The organism is Roseicella sp. DB1501, assembly GCF_013112485.1.
Taxonomy (GTDB): domain Bacteria; phylum Pseudomonadota; class Alphaproteobacteria; order Acetobacterales; family Acetobacteraceae; genus Paracraurococcus.
In genome coordinates, this window is sequence record NZ_JABFHG010000020.1 from 1 (window position 1) to 19,204 (window position 19,204).

Annotated in this window: 14 protein-coding genes; 7 read left to right on the forward strand and 7 right to left on the reverse strand. The window is 72.3% G+C overall.

Annotated features, from left to right (window positions below):
* Window positions 1-173: 173 nt before the first annotated feature.
* Window positions 174-1,391, reverse strand: a complete 1,218-nt coding sequence (locus HJG45_RS26030; protein WP_171616591.1) for an ABC transporter substrate-binding protein — start codon at window positions 1,389-1,391, stop codon at window positions 174-176.
* A 168-nt stretch (window positions 1,392-1,559) separates the two neighbouring features.
* A complete protein-coding gene (locus HJG45_RS26035; RefSeq protein WP_171616593.1) occupies window positions 1,560-2,258 on the reverse strand; it encodes an alpha/beta fold hydrolase in 699 nt (232 codons plus the stop codon).
* Window positions 2,259-2,692: 434 nt separating this feature from the next.
* Between HJG45_RS26035 and HJG45_RS26040 the strand changes: the two genes are divergently transcribed.
* The 5 genes from HJG45_RS26040 to HJG45_RS26060 all read left to right on the forward strand — a co-directional run bounded on the left by HJG45_RS26040 (window position 2,693) and on the right by HJG45_RS26060 (window position 9,094).
* Window positions 2,693-4,630 carry a DEAD/DEAH box helicase gene (locus HJG45_RS26040; RefSeq protein ID WP_408902039.1) on the forward strand — a complete coding sequence of 646 codons (1,938 nt, stop codon included), beginning with the start codon at window positions 2,693-2,695 and terminating at the stop codon, window positions 4,628-4,630.
* A 236-nt stretch (window positions 4,631-4,866) separates the two neighbouring features.
* Window positions 4,867-6,129, forward strand: coding sequence for an acyl-CoA dehydrogenase (locus tag HJG45_RS26045; RefSeq protein ID WP_171616597.1), 1,263 nt, complete (start codon window positions 4,867-4,869; stop codon window positions 6,127-6,129).
* An 18-nt stretch (window positions 6,130-6,147) separates the two neighbouring features.
* Complete coding sequence (locus tag HJG45_RS26050) at window positions 6,148-6,594, forward strand: DUF2721 domain-containing protein (RefSeq protein WP_171616599.1); 447 nt, start codon at window positions 6,148-6,150, stop codon at window positions 6,592-6,594.
* Window positions 6,584-7,858, forward strand: a complete 1,275-nt coding sequence (locus HJG45_RS26055; protein ID WP_171616601.1) for a class I SAM-dependent RNA methyltransferase — start codon at window positions 6,584-6,586, stop codon at window positions 7,856-7,858. Before HJG45_RS26050 ends, HJG45_RS26055 begins: the two co-directional genes overlap by 11 nt.
* A 204-nt stretch (window positions 7,859-8,062) precedes the next feature.
* Window positions 8,063-9,094: an MBL fold metallo-hydrolase gene (locus HJG45_RS26060; RefSeq protein ID WP_171616603.1), complete on the forward strand. Its 1,032-nt coding sequence runs from the start codon at window positions 8,063-8,065 to the stop codon at window positions 9,092-9,094.
* A gap of 18 nt (window positions 9,095-9,112) precedes the next feature.
* On the opposite strand, the gene HJG45_RS26065 is transcribed toward HJG45_RS26060, so the two are convergent.
* From HJG45_RS26065 to HJG45_RS26085, 5 genes are read right to left on the reverse strand one after another with little or no spacing between them, the layout of a single operon-like run.
* Window positions 9,113-10,906, reverse strand: a complete 1,794-nt coding sequence (locus HJG45_RS26065) for an acyl-CoA dehydrogenase C-terminal domain-containing protein (RefSeq protein ID WP_171616605.1) — start codon at window positions 10,904-10,906, stop codon at window positions 9,113-9,115.
* A gap of 5 nt (window positions 10,907-10,911) precedes the next feature.
* Complete coding sequence (locus HJG45_RS26070) at window positions 10,912-13,218, reverse strand: 3-hydroxyacyl-CoA dehydrogenase/enoyl-CoA hydratase family protein (protein WP_171616607.1); 2,307 nt, start codon at window positions 13,216-13,218, stop codon at window positions 10,912-10,914.
* On the reverse strand, window positions 13,218-14,366 hold the full coding sequence (locus HJG45_RS26075) for a thiolase family protein (RefSeq protein WP_171616608.1): 1,149 nt from the start codon (window positions 14,364-14,366) through the stop codon (window positions 13,218-13,220). Before HJG45_RS26075 ends, HJG45_RS26070 begins: the two co-directional genes overlap by 1 nt.
* Before the next feature lie 28 nt (window positions 14,367-14,394).
* Window positions 14,395-16,098, reverse strand: a complete 1,704-nt coding sequence (locus tag HJG45_RS26080) for a long-chain fatty acid--CoA ligase (RefSeq protein WP_171616610.1) — start codon at window positions 16,096-16,098, stop codon at window positions 14,395-14,397.
* Between the two features lie 17 nt (window positions 16,099-16,115).
* A complete protein-coding gene (locus HJG45_RS26085; protein WP_171616612.1) occupies window positions 16,116-17,480 on the reverse strand; it encodes an OmpP1/FadL family transporter in 1,365 nt (454 codons plus the stop codon).
* A gap of 169 nt (window positions 17,481-17,649) precedes the next feature.
* On the opposite strand from HJG45_RS26085, the gene HJG45_RS26090 reads away from it, so the two are divergent.
* Together HJG45_RS26090 and HJG45_RS26095 are read left to right on the forward strand one after the other, a co-directional pair.
* Window positions 17,650-17,967: an SCP2 sterol-binding domain-containing protein gene (locus tag HJG45_RS26090; RefSeq protein WP_171616614.1), complete on the forward strand. Its 318-nt coding sequence runs from the start codon at window positions 17,650-17,652 to the stop codon at window positions 17,965-17,967.
* 228 nt (window positions 17,968-18,195) lie between these two features.
* Window positions 18,196-19,113 carry a crotonase/enoyl-CoA hydratase family protein gene (locus HJG45_RS26095; protein WP_254452799.1) on the forward strand — a complete coding sequence of 306 codons (918 nt, stop codon included), beginning with the start codon at window positions 18,196-18,198 and terminating at the stop codon, window positions 19,111-19,113.
* Window positions 19,114-19,204: the final 91 nt, after the last annotated feature.

Genomic DNA, 19,204 nt, shown 5'->3' on the forward strand with positions numbered 1-19,204 from the left:
AGCGCGCCGCCGACGCACGGGCTGACGCGCCCGAGCCGGCAACATCGATAACCCTGGCCCGAAGATCGTCCGAGTATGCCCGCGCCATCACCGCCTCCCTCCAATGGAGACGGTGAACCACACTCAGTCTCCGCCGTCACTCAGATCGTGAACCGGTGTTCAACGGACACGCTCTAGGTGCGGACCAGCGGGCAGCCGCCCTCGCGCAGCGGCCGCCAGGCCTCCTCCGGCGCGATGGAGGTGACCAGCTTGCAGAAATCGAAGCGGTGCCTCGCCTCCGCCTCCGGCTTGACCTGCCAGAGATACATGCGGTGCAGCGTCCGCCCGTCCTCGCGGATGCGCACATCGGCATTGTACATGTCGTTGACCGGCATCGCCTTCATCCTCGCCGCCACGGCATCGGCATCGGTGCCACCGACATCGCGCACCGCCTTCAGCCAGTGCGTCACGCCGGTATACATCGCCGCATGCTGCAACCCTGGCGGCGTCGTCATCCGCGCCATGTAGCGCCTGGCCCAGGCGCGGGTCGCGTCGTTCAGGTCCCAGTAGAAGCTGTCGGTCAGCACCATGCCCTCGCAGGTCCTCTGGCCGAGCGCGACGATGTCGGTGACCTGCACCAGCAGCGTGGCGATGCGGGCGCCGCCGCGCGTCAGGCCGAATTCCGCCGCCTGCTTGATGCAGTTCTGCAGGTCGATGCCGGCCAGGGCGAAGCCGACCACCTTGGCGCCCGAGGCGCGGGCCTGGATCAGGAAGCTGGAGAAATCGGCGTTGTTCAGCGGCGCCCGCACCGCACCGAGCACCTTGCCGCCGGCGGCGCGGACGGCGGCCATGGTGTCGCGCTCCAGCGCATGGCCGAAGGCGTAGTCGGAGGTGATGAAGTACCAGCTATCGCCGCCCGAGCGGGTCAGCGCCGTGCCGGTGCCATGGGCCAGCGCATAGGTGTCGAAGCCGAAATGCATGCCGTAGGGCGAGCACTTGGCCCCGGTCATGTCCGAGGTGGCCGGGCCGGTGATGACGTAGATGCGCTTCTTCTCGCGGCAGACCTCCTGGATGGCGAGGCCGGAGCTGCTGGCCGCGCCGTCGGCCAGCACGTCGATGCCGAGGCTGTCGATCCATTCCCGCGCCAGCGCCGCCGAGACATCGGCCCGGTTCTGCCCGTCCGCCTGCCGGACGGCGACCGGGCGGCCGAGCAGGCTGCCGCCGAAATCCTCGATCGCCAGCTCGGCCGCGACGCGGTTGCCCGGCCCGCCCACATCGCGGAAGGGGCCGCTCATGTCGCTCAGCAGCCCGATCTGCAGCGGTCCCTTCGCTTGAGCGCGCAGCAGGCCCGGCATGGCGAGCGGCAGCGCTCCGGCGCCCGCGAGCAGGGCGCGTCGTTCGATCCTGGACATGCTTGCTTCCTCCGGGGCGCAACGATGCCCCGGAAGCCCGGCCGGAGACAAACGAAACAGGCCCGTCGCAGTCGCCGGGCGGGTTGCTTCGCAACCCTTGGTTACGCCAGACTTGCGGAGGCGCCCATTCCGGCGCTTGGCATGAATGGAACATTCATGCCGCCGGTATCAAGCGGCGAGCCAGTCCCGCAGCAGGGCCGTGACCAGATCGGGCTCCTCAAGCGGCGGCAGGTGGCCGCAGCGCGGGATGCGGTGCAGCCGCGCGCCGGCGATCCCGGCGGCGATCTCCTCGGCCAGCGCCGGCGGCGTCAGCTGGTCCGCCTCTCCCACCGCCACCAGGGTCGGCACCCGGATGCCGGGCAGGTCCGGGCGGTTGTCCGGCCGGCCGAGGATCGCCGCCTGCTGCCGCAGGAAGGCGTCCCGCCCCACCCGCTCGGCCATAGCCATCACCTCAGCCCCGACCGGCCCCGCCAGCCGGTCCGGATGCACGAGCTGCGGCAGCAGCCGCGGCGTCACCCCGCGAAACTGGCCAGTGCGGGTGAGCGCCATCAGCCCGCGGCGGCGGCGCGCCTGCTGCGCGTCGTCCGGCCGGGCGGAGGTGTCGAGCAGCGCCAGCCGGCTGACCCGCCCAGGCGCCTGGCGCAGGATCTCGAAGGCGAGGTAGCCGCCCATGGAGAGGCCGGCCAGGGCGAAGCGCGGCGGCGCGGCGGCCAGCGCCCGGGCGGCCATGGCGCCGAGGCTGTCGTCGCTGACCGTGTCGGCGACCTGGCACTCGGCCAGCCCGGCGAGGCCGGCGATCTGGTCGCGCCAGAGCCGCGCATCGCAGAGCAGGCCGGGCAGGAGGAGGAGGCTGATGGGATCGGGCATGGCGCCGGCCCCCTTACCCGCCGCCATTCCGGGCGACAATCGCCTGCAAAGCTTGATTTCCCGGCGTCGAGAGCGCATATGGCGCGCGGACCTGGAACGGCGGCCCTGGAATCCGGCACGCCGGGCGTCGGTTTTCGGCATTGCGCTGCAGCCCTTGTGCTGGCGCGGAGGCCGCCATGCCGCCGCCGTCCCGGCGAAGGAACCGATCGCACTTGACCGATACCCCCGACCGGCCTGCCGAGGCGGCAGCCGACCTTCCGCACCACATTGCCGAGCAGGCCGAGGGCGCCCCGGCCGAGACCGAAGCCGCTGCGCCCACCGGCTCCGGCGAACCGGCCGCGCCCGATGCGGCGCCGGCGGAACCGGAACCGGCCGCCCCGCAAGTGACGGCGGCGGAACCCGAGGCCGTACCCGAGTCTCTGGCCGAGCCCCTGATGGCGGATGGCGGCGCGGCGGAGGATGCGGCGGCCGAGGCAGCGGAGGCCGCCGAGACCGGGGCCGAGGAAGCGGGGGCCGAGGAAGCGCCCGAGGGCGGCGCCGGGGATGAGGACGAGGCGGAGGACGAGGAACCTGCCGCGCCGCGCGTCACCTTCACCGATCTCGGCCTGTCCGAGCCGATCCTGCAGGCGGTGGCCGAGGCCGGCTACGTGACCCCGACGCCGATCCAGGAGCAGGCCATCCCGGTCGTGCTGATGGGCCGCGACGTGCTCGGCTGCGCCCAGACCGGCACCGGCAAGACCGCCGGCTTCACCCTGCCGATGCTCGACATCCTGGCCAGCGGCCGGGCCAAGGCGCGTATGCCGCGCAGCCTGATCCTCGAGCCGACGCGCGAACTGGCGCTGCAGGTGGCCGAGAATTTCGTGAAGTACGGCAAGCACCTGAACCTGGTGCATGCCCTGCTGATCGGCGGCGAGAGCATGAACGACCAGCGCGCGGTGCTCGAGAAGGGTGTCGACGTGCTGATCGCGACCCCAGGCCGGCTGCTCGACCTGTTCGACCGCGGCCGCATCCTGCTCGCCGATTGCAAGGTGCTCGTCATCGACGAGGCCGACCGCATGCTCGACATGGGCTTCATCCCGGATGTCGAGCGGATCGTCTCGCTGCTGCCGGGGATGCGGCAGACGCTGTTCTTCTCGGCGACCATGGCGCCCGAGATCCGCAAGCTCGCCGACGCCTTCCTGCAGAACCCGAAGGAGATCAGCGTCTCCGCGCCGGCGAGCGTGGCGACGACGATCACCACCGGCCTGCTCTGGACCCGCGAGCTCGACAAGCGCGAGGCGCTGCGCCGGCTGATCCGGCGCGAGGATGTGCAGAACGCGCTGATCTTCTGCAACAAGAAGATCGAGGTCGACATCCTCTACAAGTCGCTGAAGCGGCACGGCTTTTCGGTCGGCGCCCTGCATGGCGACATGGACCAGGCGAGCCGCTTCGCGACGCTGAACCGCTTCAAGGCGGGCGAGCTGCAGCTACTGGTCTGCTCGGATGTCGCGGCGCGCGGCATCGATATCGGCGGCCTCAGTCACGTCTTCAACTTCGACGTGCCCTATCGCGACGAGGACTATGTCCACCGCATCGGCCGCACCGGCCGCGCCGGGCGGCAGGGCCATGCCTATACGATCGCCACCGTGGACGATGCCCGCAACGTCGCCGCGATTGAGAAGCTGACCGGCATGCCGATCCCGCGCATCGAGATCGAGGGCCTCGATCCGGTGAGCAACGAGGAGATCGCCGAGGCGGCGGCGCGGCCGAAGGGCCGAGGGCGCGGCGGCCGCGACACCGCCCGCGGCCGCGAGCGCGACCGTCCCGGCCGCTCGGAGCGCGGACGCCCGGAGCGCAGCGGCCGCGACAGGCCGGAGCGCAGCGACCGGGATCGTGTGGAGCGCAGCGACCGGGATCGTGTGGAGCGCAGCGACCGGGATCGTGTGGAGCGCAGCGACCGGGACCGCGCCGAGCGCAGCGACCGGGATCGCCCGGAGCGCAGCGACAGGGATCGTCCTGAGCGCAGCGGCCGTGACAGGCCGGAGCGGAGCGACCGGGACCGTCCTGAGCGCAGCGACCGGGATCGTGCCGAGCAGCACGAGCGCGGCGACCGCGACCGGCGGGAGCGCGACGAGCCGCGTGACCGGGGCACCGGCCGCGAGCGCGCCGCGCGGCCCGAGCAGGACCGACCGGAGCGTTTCGAGCGCGATCGCGGCCATCCGCGCGAGGACCGTCGCCGCGACCGCGATCGCGACGAGTATCGCCGGCGCGACCGCGACGATCTCGGCCCGGCGGTGCGCGGCTTCGGCGATGCCGTGCCCGCCTTCATGCTGATCCCGATTCCCCGCCCCCGCCGCGATGCGGGGTCGGAGCCGGAGCAGGAAGCGGCCTGACCTCTCCCCCCGCAGCGCCGCCCGGGCGGCGCCGTGGGGACCCAGTCTCGCCCGTCTCGCCCCCGTCCCTTGCCTGCCCGGCCCCTCGGCGCGGGGCCGCTGCCGGTCCCCGACGCACCGGTTGCGGGCCGGCTCCCGCCACGCCAGATTGCGCCCATTCGCAAGACGCCCATTCGCAAGACGCCCATTCGCAAGACCCGGGGCCACGACCCCTCCGGGCATCCGAGGAGACAGCCATGAGCCTCGCCAACCCCATCACCATTCCCTCCTCGGGTGCGTCCGACACCGCTGTCGTCGCGCCGAAGAGCGCCGCCGTGCGCCGCTCCACCCCGCCCTTCCTCTGGGAGGACCCGCTGCTGCTCGAGGGCGCGCTGACCGAGGACGAGCGCATGGTCCGCGACGCCGCGCATCAGTTCTGCCAGGAGAAGCTGCTCCCGCGCGTGCAGGAGGCGTTCCGCAAGGAGCATTTCCACCGCGAGATCATGAACGAGTTCGGCGAGATGGGCTTCCTCGGCGCCACGCTGCACGGCTATGGCTGCGCCGGCATCAACTACGTCTCCTACGGGTTGATGGCGCGCGAGGTGGAGCGCGTCGATAGCGGCTATCGCAGCGCCTTCTCGGTGCAGTCCTCGCTGGTGATGTACCCGATCTACGCCTTCGGCTCCGAGGCGCAGAAGGAGAAGTTCCTGCCGAAGCTGCGCAGCGGCGAGTTCGTCGGCTGCTTCGGACTGACCGAGCCCGATGCCGGCTCCGACCCTTCCTCGATGCGCACCCGGGCGAGGAAGACGGATGGCGGCTACCTGCTCTCCGGCTCCAAGACCTGGATTACCAACGCGCCGATCGCCGACGTCGCCGTGGTCTGGGCGAAGGACGACGAGGGTATCCTGCGCGGCTTCATCCTCGAGCGCGGCATGAAGGGCCTCTCCTTCCCGAAGATCGAGGGCAAGTTCAGCCTGCGCGCCTCCGTCACCGGCATGATCATGATGGACGAGGTCTTCGTGCCGGAGGAGAACCGCCTGCCGGGCGTGAAGTCCCTCGCCGGCCCCTTCTCCTGCCTCAACCGCGCCCGCTACGGCATCGCCTGGGGCGCCCTGGGCGCGGCCGAGGATTGCTGGCACCGGGCGCGCGACTACACGATGCAGCGCAAGATGTTCGGCCGGCCGCTGGCCCAGACGCAGCTGATCCAGAAGAAGCTCGCCGACATGCAGACCGAGATCACGCTCGGCCTGCATGCCGTGCTGCGCGTCGGCCGGCTGTTCGACGAGGACAAGGCGGCGCCGGAGATGATCAGCCTGGTCAAGCGCAACAATTGCGGCAAGGCGCTCGACATCGCCCGCGTCGCCCGCGACATGCATGGCGGCAACGGCATCGTCGACGAGTACCACGTCATCCGCCACGTCATGAACCTCGAGACGGTGAACACCTATGAGGGCACGCATGACGTGCATGCGCTGATCCTCGGCCGGGCCATCACCGGGCTCAACGCCTTCGGCGGCTGAGGCACGGGACCATCCGCCATGCCCAGCGCCTTCGGCATGGCGGATGTCGCGGAGCTCGAGCGCGCGATCCAGCTGGCGATCGCGCCCGCCTTCCTGCTCACCGGGATCTTCAGCTTGCTGAACGTCCTGGCGGGCCGGCTGGCCCGGGTCATCGACCGGGAGCGGGCGATCCGCCGCGATGCCGGCCTCGCCCTGCCCGGCGAGGGCCGGCGGCTGGGGCAGCGCGCCCAGGCCGCGCATGCGGCGATCGGCGGCTGCGTGCTGGCGGCGATCCTGCTCTGCTCGCTGATCGTCACCTCCTTCACTGGCATCTTCCTCGGGCTGCATCTCGCCTGGGTGATCGGCCTGCTGCTGGTCGCCGCCATGCTGGCGATGATCGGCGCGCTCGGCCTCTTCCTGCGCGAGATCCGGCTGGCCTCGCACCATCTGCCGCTCGGCCGGGACGAACTCGACCATGACGATTGAGGTGGGCCGCTTCGCCGTCGAGGCGCTCGGCGCCGCCGGCGACGGCATCGCCCGGCAGGCGGGCCGCAGCATCTTCCTGCCGGGGGCGCTGCCGGGCGAGTTGGTCGAGGCGCGGCTCACCACGCGGCGCGGCGAGGCCTGGGCCGGCGCGGTCGAGGCCATCCTGGAACCCTCCCCGGCGCGCGTCGCCCCGCCCTGCCCGCATTTCGGCCATTGCGGCGGCTGCGCCCTGCAGCATCTGGCGGATGCCGATTACGCCGCCTGGAAGCGCGAGAAGCTGGTCGCCGCCCTCGCCCGCGCCGGCTATCCCGGCGCGCCCGTCGCGGCGCTGGCGCGGACGCCGCCCGGCACCCGCCGGCGGGCGGATCTGGCGCTGCGGCGCGGCGCGGCGGGCGTCGCGCTCGGCTTCCACGCCGCCGGCAGCCGGCAGGTGGTGGACCTCGCCGTCTGCGAGGTGCTCGACCCGCGCCTCGTCGCGCTGCTGGCGCCGCTGCGGGAAATGGCGCACCGCCTGCCGGCGCTGCGGCGCGAGGGATCGGCGGTGCTGAACCTGCTCGATACCGGGCCCGACCTGCTGCTGCGCACCGACGGGCCGCTGGAAGCGCCGGGCCGGGCGCTGCTCGCCAGCTTCGCCGCCGCGCATGGGCTGCCGCGCATCGCCTGGGCGCAGGGCAATGGCCCGGCCGAGACGGCGGCGCAGCTCGGCCCGGTCGGCATCCGCTTCGGCGCGGCGGTGGTGGCGCCGCCGCCCGGCGCCTTCCTGCAGGCGAGCCCAGGGGGCGAGGCGGCCATCGTCGCGGCGGTGCTGGCGGGGCTGCCCGAGCGATTGCCGGCCCGCGCCCTGGTCGCCGATCTCTTCGCCGGCAACGGCACCCTGACCTTCCCGCTCGCCGCGCGGGTGCGCGTCACCGCCTTCGAGGGCGCGCCGGACAGCGTCGCCGCCCTCGCCGCCGCGGCCGGCAAGGCGGGCGCGCGCGTCACCGCGGTGCGGCGCGACCTCGACCGGCAGCCGCTGCTGGCGAAGGAGCTGCAAGGCTTCGCCGCAGTGGTGCTCGACCCGCCCTATGCCGGCGCTGCGGCGCAGATCCCGCTGCTCGCCCGCGCCGGGGTGCCGCGGATCGTCTATGTCTCCTGCAACCCGGCGGTGCTCGCGCGGGACCTGCAGCCGCTGGCGGGGGCCGGCTACCGCCTGCTGGCCGCGACCCCGGTGGACCAGTTCCTCTGGTCGCCGCATCTGGAGAGCGTGGTCGTCCTCGGGCGTTAAGGCGCCCCGCAAAGCCGCTTCGCGGCTTTGCGAAGGCCCCATGGAAGCCCTTGTTGCCCAAGAATCGTCACAGCCTGCCGCGGCGAAGCCGCGGCAGGACAACGGGCAACGACGGCTTTGACAGGCGCTTTTGAACCCGCATCGCGCTTGCGCCCGGCCGCGGCCGAGTTCTTCATGGCGGCAACGGCTTTCGAGGAACGTCCCATGCATCAGACGCTGCGTCGCCGAATGGCGATGGCGGGCCTGCCTGCCCTGCTCGCCGCGCCCTCCCTGCTCCCCCGGCCGGCCCTGGCGCAGGCGGCGGTCGATCCTGCCCCGAGGCCGGCCCCGATGCCGGCCCCCACGCCAGCCCCCACGCCAGCTCCCACGCCAGCCCCGGGCTTCTACCGCTTCCGGCTCGGCGGCTTCACCGTGACGACGGTGCATGACGGCTTCCGCGACGTCCCGTTGCAGGGCTTCGTGCGCAACGCGCCGCTCGAGGCGGTGCAGGCGCTGCTTGCCGAGAGCTTCCTGCCGACCGAGCACTACCGCATCCCCTTCACCGTCACCTTCCTCGATACCGGCCGGCAGCTCGTCGCCTTCGACACCGGCAATGGCGTGACGCCGCCCGGCGCCACGATGGGCCGGCTGCCGGAGACCATGCGCGCCGCCGGGATCGACCCGGCGAAGGTCGATCTCGTCGTCCACAGCCATTTCCATGCCGACCATATCAACGGGCTGCTGAATGCCGAGGGTGGCCGCGCCTTCCCGAATGCCGAGGTGGTGGTGCCCGCCGCGGAATGGGCCTGGTGGCGCGACCGCGGCAACGAGAGCCGCAGCCCGGAGGGGCAGCGCGCCACCTTCGCCAACACCGCCCGCTGCTTCGCGCCCTATGAGGGGCGCATCCGGCCGCTGGCGGAGGGCGCCGAGGTGATCCCTGGCCTGCGTGCCGTCGCGGCTCCCGGCCATACGCCGGGGCACACCGCCTATCACGTCGCCGATGGCGCGGCGGAGATGATCTTCGTCGCCGACACCACGAACCGCCCCGAGCTCTTTGCCCGCCGGCCGGATTTCCACGCTGTCTTCGACTTCGACGCCGATCTCGCCGAGGCCACGCGCCGCTGCCTCTTCGACCGCATCGCCGCCGACCGCATCCGCATCACCGGCTACCACTTCCCCTTCCCGGCCAATGGCTACCTGGCAAGGGAAGGCGCGGGCTACCGCTTCGTGCCGGCGGATTGGTCGAGCGCCTTGTGACGCCGACGGTCGTCGGGATCAGAAATCCGCGTCGACGAATTCCCGGAGGCTGGCGCCGCCGGCCAGGACCTTGGCGGCGAGGGAGGAGGTCTCGGGCAGGACGCGCTGCATGAAGAAGCGCGCCGTCGCCAGCTTGGCGCGGTAGAAGGCCTCCTCCTCGGCCCGCGGCAGCGCGATATCGGCCATGCGGGCCCAGGCATAGGCGAGCGCGGTGAGGCCGAAGAGGCGGAGATAGTCGCTCGCCCCCGCCCCGGCCTCGAAGGGGTCGCGCAGGCCGCGCTGCGCCAGCTCCGCCGTCACCTGCTGCAGCCGGCCGAAGGCCTTGGCCAGCGGCAGGATGAAGGGCTCCATCGCCGGCATGTCCTGCCGCGCCTCGATGAAATCGAGCACCGGATGGAAGAAGCGCCGCAGGTAGCGCCCGCCATGCGCGCCGAGCTTGCGGCCGACGAGGTCGAGCGCCTGGATGCCGTTGGTGCCCTCGTAGATCTGGGTGATGCGGACGTCGCGGGCGAACTGCTCCATGGCGTTGTCGCGGATATAGCCATGGCCGCCCCAGACCTGCATGCCGAGCACAGCCGCCTCCCAGCCGGCATCGGTGAAGAGCGCCTTGATGACCGGCGTCATGAGCTGCACGAAATCGTCCGCCGCCTGCCGCGCCTCGGCCTCGGGATGGCGCAGCGAGACGTCGTGCTCGAGCGCGGTGAGGGCGCAGAGCGCCCGGCAGCCCTCGGTCATCGCCCGCATCGTCAGCAGCATACGGCGGATGTCGGGATGCACGAGGATCGGGTCGGCCGGCTGGTCGGGCGCCCGCGTGCCGTCCAGGGCGCGGCCCTGCAGCCGCTCGCGCGCATAGGCGACGGCGTTCTGATAGGCGATCTCGGCGATGCCAAGCCCCTGCACGCCGACGCCGAGCCGCGCCTCGTTCATCATGGTGAACATGGCGGCGAGGCCCCGGTGCGGCCGGCCGACGAGCCAGCCCGTCGCCTCCTCGAAGGCAAGCGCGCAGGTGGCGCTGGCGCGGATGCCCATCTTGTGCTCGAGCCCGGTGCAGGTGACGCCGTTGTGCGCCCCCGGCCTATGCTCCCCGGGCCGGCCATCCTCCGCCGGCAGGAATTTCGGCACCAGGAAGAGCGAGATGCCGCGCGTGCCGGGCGGCGCATCCGGCAGCTTCGCCAGCACCAGGTGGACGATGTTCTCGGCCAGGTCGTGCTCGCCGGCGCTGATGAAGATCTTCGCCCCGGTGATGCGGTGGCTGCCGTCCGCGGCCGGCACCGCGCGGGTGCGGATAAGCCCGAGATCGGTGCCGCATTGCGGCTCGGTGAGGCACATGGTGCCGGACCAGGCGCCGCTGGCGAGCTTCGGCAGGTAGAGCGCCCGCTGCGCCGGCGTGCCATGCATCTCGATCGCCCGGTAGGCGCCGTGCGAGAGGCCAGGATACATGCCGAAGGCCATGTTGGCCGAGCAGACCATCTCCTCGACCAGCAGCCCGACCGAGCGCGGCAGCCCCTGCCCGCCATGCGCCGGATCGGCGCCGAGCGCCGTCCAGCCGCCCTCGCAGAAGGCGCGATAGGCGGCGGGGAAGCCGGCCGGCGTGCGCACCACGCCGTTCTCCAGCCGGCAGCCCTCGGCATCGCCCGTCTGGTTGAGCGGCAGCAGCACCTCGCGGGCGAAGCGCGCCGCCTCCTCCAGCACCGGGCCGGTCAGCTCGGGCGTGACCTCCTCGCAGCCCGGCAGGGCGCGCAGCCGGCCGGCATCGGTCAGCTCGTCGAGGAGGAAGCGCATGTCGCGCAGCGGCGCGTCATAGACGGGCATCGGTTCTAATTCCGCAGGGGCCGGCCGGTCTCGAGCATGTGCTCGACCCGCGCCAGCGTCGCCGGCAGGCGCAGCAGCGCCATGAAATTGCGCCGCTCCAGCGCATGCATCTCGGCCTCACCCACCGGCTCGACCGGGTCCTTGCGGCCGCCGGTCAGCGTCTCGGCCAGATGGTCGCAGACCACGAGGTCGTGCGGCGTCGCCCGGCCGAGCGCCGCCTGCTGCCGCACCGCGAGGCCGAGGGCGACGCGCCCGCTCGCTCCCGGCAGGTGCAGCGGCGCCGGCGCCGCGGGCGGGGCGTAGGCCTCGGCCAAGGCCAGGGCGCGCGCCTTCGCCTCGGCCAGCACCCGGTCGCGGTTGAAGGTGATGCCGTCGGTCGGGCGCAGCAGCCGCATCTCACGCGCCTCGAAGGCGGATTTCGCCACCTGCGCGGTCGAGATCGCCTCGAAGGCCTTGGCGACCGGCGGCATCGGCCCCTTCGGCGCGCGTGGATCCTCGGCCCAGCGGCGCAGCAGGCTGGTGCAGCCGCCCCAGCCAGGGATCAACCCGACCCCGGCTTCGACCAGGCCGATATAGCTCTCGGCATGCGCCTGCACCGCATCGCAATGCAGCAGGATCTCGCAGCCGCCGCCGAGCGCCATGCCGGAGGGGGCGCCGACCACCGGGAAGGGCGCGTCGCGCAGCGCCCGCATCGCCTTCTGCCCCTGCTCGATCATGCCCTCGATCTCGCCCCAGGCGGCGATGTTGGCGGCGAAGAGGGCGAGGCCGAGATTGGCGCCGACCGAGAAATGCTCGCCCTCATTGTGGATCACCAGCGCCCGGAAGGCGCCCTTCTTGCCCATCGCCACGGATGTGCCGAGCATCTCCAGCGTGCCGGGATCGAGGGCGTTCATCTTGCTGTGGAATTCGAGGCAGGCGACGCCCTCGCCGAGATCCCAGAGCGAGGCCGAGCCGTTGCGCGCCAGCGGCGCCGCGCGGCGCTTGATGTCGGCGAGCAGCAGCACGCCCTCCGGCCGCGGCACCGGATGATAGGCGCCATCGACGCCGAAGGCCTCCAGCCGCCCGGCCTCGACGCGGTAGAAGCCGCCCTCCCCCACCCGCTCCAGCAGCGGCGGCACCGGCCGCCCCGCCTCGGCGAGCGCCGACCGCAGCCAGGAGGCGCCGAGCCGGTCGATCAGCTCGAAGGGTCCGTAGCGCCAGTTGTAGCCGAGCCGCATCGCCGCATCGACATCGGCGATGCCCTCGGCCACCTCCGGCACCAGCGCGGCGGCATAGCCGAGCAGGTCGAGCAGCACGGCGCGGACATAGCGCCCGCCGCGATCGGGATGCCCGGCGAGCGCCCGCAGGTCGCGCAGGGCGAGGCTCTCCAGCAGCGGCTTCTCGCTGTCGCGATAGGTGCCGGTGGCGAGGTCCACCGTGCGCTTCAGCCGCTCGCCGCCCGGGCCGCGCTCGCGCGCATAGAAGCCGCCCTTGCCCTTCCGCCCGGTGCGGCCCCCGGCGATCATGCCGAGGATCACCGGATGCTCGCGCATCGCCCGCACGTAAGGGTCCTCGGCGGGCAGCGCCGCCTTCATGCTGGCCGCGACATGCGGCATCAGGTCAAGGCCGACGAGGTCGAGCAGGCCGAAGACGCCGGTCTTCGGGATGCCCATGGGCCGCCCCATCGCCGCATCCGCCTCCTCGACGGTGAGGCCGAGATCGACCGCATGGTTCACCGCGCTCTGCAGCCAGTGGCCGCCGATGCGGTTGGCGATGAAGCCGGGCCGGTCGCGGCAGGCGATCACCGTCTTGCCGAGGCCGCGATCGGCGAAGCCGGCGATGCGCGCCGCCACCTCCGGCCGCGTCGCCGGTCCCTGCACCAGCTCCAGCAGCCGCATGTAGCGCGGCGGGTTGAAGAAATGCGTGACCAGGAAATGCGCCGCCGCCTCCGCCGCCATGCCCTCGGTCAACGCTGCGAGCGGGATGGTCGAGGTGTTGGAGGAGAGGATCGCGCCCGGCCGCCGCACCGGCTGCAGCCGGGCATAGAGGGCGCGCTTGGCCTCGGCCTGCTCGACGATCGCCTCGCAGATCCAGTCGCAATCGGCGAGCAGCGCCAGGTCGCGGTCGAGATCGCCGCAGGCGACCAGCCGCGCCGCCGCCCTGTGCATGAAGGGCGCCGGCTCGGTCTTCAGCATGCGTGCGACCGCCGTCGCGGCCGCACCCGGGATGATGTCGAGCAGCACCACCGGGATGCCGGCATTCGCCACCTGCGCGGCGATGCCCGCGCCCATCACCCCGGCGCCGATCACGCCGACGCGGCGGATGGGGTCCATCACAGCGCCTCCAGCACAGTGGCGATGCCCTGGCCGCCGCCGATGCACTGCGTCGCCAGCGCGTAGCGCCCGCCCTCGCGCTGCAGCAGCTGCGCCGCCTTGCCGGTGATGCGGGCGCCGGTCGCGCCCAGCGGATGGCCGAGCGCGATGGCGCCGCCATCGAGGTTGACCCGCGCCTCGTCCAGCCCCAGCTCGCGCAGGCAGGCGATGGCCTGGCTGGCGAAGGCCTCATTCAGCTCCACCACGTCGAGCTCGCGCGCGCTGATGCCGGCCCGGGCCAGCGCCTTACGCGTGGCGCCGACCGGTCCCATGCCCATCACCTCCGGCCCGCAGCCGGCGACCGCGACGCTGCGCAGCCGGGCGAGCGGCGTGAGCCCATGCGTCCTGGCGTAATCGCCCGAGCAGACCAGCAGGGCAACGGCGCCATCGGTCAGCGGCGAGGAGGTCCCGGCCGTCACCGTGCCGTCCTGGCGGAAGGCCGGCTTCAGCGCCGCCAGCCCCTCGACCGAGGCATCGGCGCGGATGCAGCCATCCTCCGCCAGCCGCTCGCCGCTGCCGGCGGCCGGCGTCTCGACCGGCACGATCTCGGCCGCCAGCCGCCCCTCGCGCTGCGCCGCCGCCGCCTTCGCATGGCTGCGCAGCGCGAAGCCCTCCTGCTCGGCGCGCGAGACCTGGTGCAGCCGGGCGACGTTCTCCGCCGTCTCGCCCATCGAGATGTAGGCCTGGGGATAGCGGGCGGCGAGGCCGGGATGCGGCATCGGGTTGAAGCCCATCATCGGCACGCGGCTCATGCTCTCGACGCCGCAGCAGAGGAAGGCCTCGCCGGCACCGAGATGGATGGCGCCGGCCGCCTGGTGCACCGCCTGCATGGAGGAGCCGCAGAAGCGGTTCACCGTGGCACCGGCGACGCTCTCGGGCAGGCCGGCGATGAAGGCGATCAGCTTCGCCGCGTTCAGCCCCTGCTCGCCCTCGGGGAAGGCGCAGCCGAGCACGAGATCCTCGATGGTCGCGGGATCGATGCCCGTCTCGTCGACCAGGGCGCGGACCACCTGCGCCGCCATCTCGTCCGGCCGCAGCCGGGTCAGCGTGCCCTTATGCGCCGGCTGGAAGGGGGAGCGGCGGTAGGCCGCGATCACCACATCGGTCATGCTCGCTCCTCTCCGGCCGCGCCAGGTGTCAGCCGCGCCCCGGTCGTTCGGCGGTCCGCTGCAGCAGCTCGGCCCGCAGCTCCTTCTTGGAGAGCTTGCCGATCGGCGTGCGCGGCAGCTCGGCCCGGATCTCGATCAGCTTCGGCATCTCGATCGCCGAGAGGCGGTCCTTCAGGAAGGCGCGCAAGCCCTCCGGCGTCAACGCGCTGCCCGGCCGCAGTTGCACGAAGGCTGCGGGACTCTCGCCCCGATAGGGGTCGGGCTGGCCCACCACCGTCGCCGCGGCGACCTCGGGATGGGTATAGAGCGCCTCCTCGATGGCGCGCGGATAGACGTTGTAGCCGCTGCAGATGATGAGGTCCTTGATGCGGTCGACCAGGGTGACGTAGCCCGCGGCATCCATGATCCCGACATCGCCGGTATGCAGGAAGCCGCCGGCATCGATGGCGGCGGCGGTCTCCTCCGGCCGGTTCCAGTAGCCGGCCATGACGTTCGGGCCGGCGATGCAGAGCTCGCCCCGCTCGCCCGGCGGCAGCGTCCGGCCGGGATCGTCGAGGGCGCGGATCTCGGCGCGGATGCCGGGCAGCGGCAGGCCGATGCTGCCCTCCGGCGTCTCCCCCTCCAGCGGGTTGCAGAAGCAGACCGGCGAAGCCTCGGTCAGCCCATAGCCCTCGACCAGGCGGCAGCCGCTGCGCTCCTCGAATTCCCGCTTCACCTCGGCCGGCAGCGGCGCGCCGCCGGAGATGCAGATGCGCACCGAGGCGAGGTCCTGCCGCGTCGCCCCCTGCTCGATCACCGCCCGGAACAGCGTCGGCACGCCGTGGAAGACCGTCGGGCGGGTCCGCCGCAGCGTGGCGATGAGCTGCTTCGCCTCGAAGCGCGGCAGCATCACCAGCTCGGCGCCCCAGCCGATCGAGGCGCCGAGCACCGCGGTCAGGGCGAAGACGTGGAAGAAGGGCAGCACGGCGAGGGTGCGCTCCTCGCCCGGGCGGCATTGCGGCGACCAGGCCTGCACCTGGCGGAGATTCGCCGCCAGGTTGGCATGGGTCAGCATCGCCCCCTTCGGCATGCCGGTGGTGCCGCCGGTATATTGCAGCACCGCGACATCCTCCGGCCGCGGCTCCGGCTGCGGCACGGCCGGGCCCTGCAGCAGCGCCTCCCAGCGCAGCACGCCGGGCAGCGCCGGGATGCGGGCGATGGCGCGCCGGCGCAGCAGGCGGAACAGCGCCGCCTTCAGCGGCGGCAGCGCCTCGGCGAAGGGGCAGGCGATCACCTGCGTCAGCACCCCCTCCTGCCGCAGCCGCAGCGCCCGGTCGAGGATCGGCGCCAGATCGGGCGCGACCAGGATGCGGGTCTCGGAATCGCGGAGCTGCGCCGCCAGCTCCGCCGTGCTGTAGAGCGGGTTGCAGTTCACCACCGTGGCGCCGCAGCGGAGCGCGGCGAAGAAGGCGATGACGTAATGCGGGCCGTTCGGCAGGCAGAGGCCGATGCGGGTGCCCGGCCCGGCGCCGAGGCGCTGCAGGCCGGCGGCGGCGCGGCCGACCAGCGCGCCCACCTCGCCATAGCTCCAGCGCCGGCCGAGGAAGTCGAGGCAGGGCCGCGCCGCGAAGCGCGCCACGGCGGCCTCGAAGATGCCGGTCAGGGTCTCCGGCGGCAGCGGCATGTCCCAGGCGATGCCGGGCGGATAGGCGTCGCGCCAGCGGGGGGAGGCAGCCGTGGAATGCGTGTCCATGCGGCTGGCCCTTCCCGTCAGAAGGCGAAACTGAGCTGGGCCGAGACGATGTCGACCGAGGTTTGGTAGGTGCCGGTCAGGCTCGTGCGGAAGAGATTGGTGTTGCCCGGCCCGGGATCCTGCAGGTTCACCGAAACGCTCGGCGCGAAGATATGGGTATAGGCGAGGCTCAGCCTGACATTGCGCCGGATCTCGTAACTGGCGCCGGCCGAGAGCCAGTAGCGGTCGCTGTCCGGGATGCGCGGCGTCCGCGTCGCGTCCGGCACCGGCGACTGGTCGTAGGCGAAGCCGGCGCGGAGCGTCAGCGCCTCGCTCCAGCGATACTCGCCGCCGAGCGAGACGAAGACGCTGTCATGCCAGCGCTCCTCGGTGACGGAAGGCGGCCGGCCATTGGCGAACACGACGGTGAGGTCGCGGAAGCGCGACCAATTGGTCCATTCCAGCCCGGCGAGCAGGGTCCAGCGGTCGTCGATCCGCTGCCGCAGGCCGAGCGTCACCGTCTCCGGCACCGTCAGCTTGGCGCGGCCGGCGGTGTTGGCGAAGGCGGGCGAGAGCGCCGCGGGGACGCCCTCGAAGGTCGCGTCGCCTTCGAGGCTGTGGAAGATGGCGGAGCGGAAGGCGAGGCCGAGCCGGGTCCCGGCCAGCGGCTGCCACTGCGCGCCGATCTGCCAGCCGAGCGCGGTGTCGTCGCCGGCGACGGTGGCGCGGCCGTCGCGCGTGCCCGGCACGAAGCCGGGAATGCGCTGCGCCGCGCCGATGGCGCCGAAATCCGTCGCGTTCGAGAGGCGCGCGGTGCTGTACTGGATTTGCAGGCCGAGGCCGAGGGAGAGGCTCGGCGTCGCCTGCCAGGACAGCGCTGGCGCGATGTTCACCGTCTTCAGCGAGGAGGTGAGCGCGTGATAGCGGGCGATGCTGTCCTCGCTGCCCTTGCTGACCAAGCCCCAGGGGCTGGTGACGGCGATGCCGAGATGCCAGTCCGGCGCGAATTGCAGGGTGCCGTAGCTGGCCGGGACGAAGGCATCGATCCCGATATCGCCGCCCAGGCTGCCGGCAACGGGCGAGCCGCCGAGCAGGGCGTTGCGGTTGGCGCGGCCCTCGGTCATCCGGGCCTCCGGGAAGATGCCGGAGCCGATGAGAGCGCCCTGGATCCCCGGCAGCGAGGCCATGGCGGCCGGGTTGAAGAAAAGCATGCTGGGATCGTCGTCGCGGGCCGCGGCGCCGGCGAAGGCGGCGCCCTGGCCGACGGCGCTCTGTTCCCGCAGCTCGTAGCCCGTGGCGCCCGCCCGGCCGGCGAGCAGCGGGTTGCCGAGAAGCAGGTTGGCGAGGACCAGATTGGCGAGGATCGGGCCGCCAGGGCGGCCGGGGCATCGCAGGACGCTCATACTGAGCAGGGCCCTCCCGGCGGCGTTCATTGTCGCTCGTCACCCATGGCCGCGCCGACATCTTCGGGCCCATCGTGGTGCGCCCTGCAACGCCCGGGTGACGCAAGGGGCAAGCTATGCCTGTATCCTGTATAAGATAAGTAACGATGCCAAGGAAGGCAAAACACCCATGGCCGATGCGGCGACCCTGATGGCGGCGATGCAGGAGAAGGCTCCGCTCCTGCGCCGCCTCGGCTACCGGATGCGCTTCGACCTGACCGATCTCGGCGAGAGCGTGCTGCTCGACGCCACCGGGTCCGACTGCACGATCGAGCAGGTCGACGAGACGGCGGAGGCCGATACGGTGCTGCGCATGTCGGCCGACAACCTGGACAAGCTGATGGCCGGCCGGCTCAGCCCGATGCTCGCCTTCTCGACGGGGCGGCTGCGGATCGAGGGATCGAAGGGCGTGGCGCTGAAGCTCGCCAGCCTGCTGGACGAGGAGTGAGCCGGCCTCCGGGCCGGTGCGCCGGACGTCTCGTCCTCGGTTGATCGTCTTGAGGCCATCGCTGGTCAGCCTCGCGACCTGTGACAATTCGGATACGTTTTCCGAACCAACCCGGAGAAAAGCAACCTGTGCGCGCATTGACTATTGTATAACATATTCGTGAGGCGCTAAGGTTTGATCAGGACGCCGATCCCGGCGCCGACGTGCTTCAACGACGAGGCCCTGATCATGACCTTTGTCCGCAGCCCGATGGCCGCCGGCTTCCCCGCCCTCGCCCGCCAGGTCCTGGCCAATGCCAGCCATTCCGGCCGCCCCGCCTCGACGCATGAGACGCTCGACACCGCCTATGACGCCGAGCGCGGGATCTACTGGTGCCGGCTGCGCCCGACCGAGCGGCCCTGCTTCAGCCCCGCCCTGCTGCGCGACATCGCGGCCATGCACGCCGCCATCCCCGAGCTCTTCGCCGCCGATGCGCCTCTGCCGGCGCCGCGTTGGTTCGTCTGCGGCTCGGCCATCCCCGGCATCTTCAACCTGGGCGGGGATCTCGGCCTGTTCCGCCAGCTGATCGCCGCCGGCGACCGCGACGGCCTGGTCCGCTACGGCCATGCCGCGGTGGAGGCGATCCACCGCAACCACACCGCGCTCGACCTGCCGATGATCACCGTGGCGCTGGTCCAGGGCGACGCGCTCGGCGGCGGCTTCGAATGCGCCCTGGCGCACGACCTGATCGTCGCCGAGCGGAGCGCCAAGTTCGGCCTGCCGGAAGTGCTGTTCAACCTCTTCCCCGGCATGGGGGCCTACAGCTTCCTCTCGCGCCGGATCGGCCGCGCCGCCGCCGAGAAGCTCATCCTCTCCGGCACCATCCACACCGCCGAGCAGATGCACGCCATGGGCCTGGTCGATGTCCTGGCCGAGGATGGCGAGGGCGAGGCGGCGCTGCTCGCGCATCTCGACAAGAGCGACCGCTTCCACAATGCGCAGCAGGCCATGTGCCGCGCCCGCCGCAAGGTGGACCCGGTGACGCTGCAGGAGCTGCGCGAGGTGGTCGAGGTCTGGGCCGAGGCGGCGCTGCGCCTGACCGAGCAGGACCTCCGCCGGATGGCGCGCCTCTGCGCCGCCCAGGACCGCCGCATCGGCCTCGCCTGAGGCCCTTCGCTAGAGGTCCCTTGCCTGGGGGCCGTTTGGCCACCCGCCCCGCCGGGGCGTGCGAGACGAGACGCAGATGACGGCGCCGCAT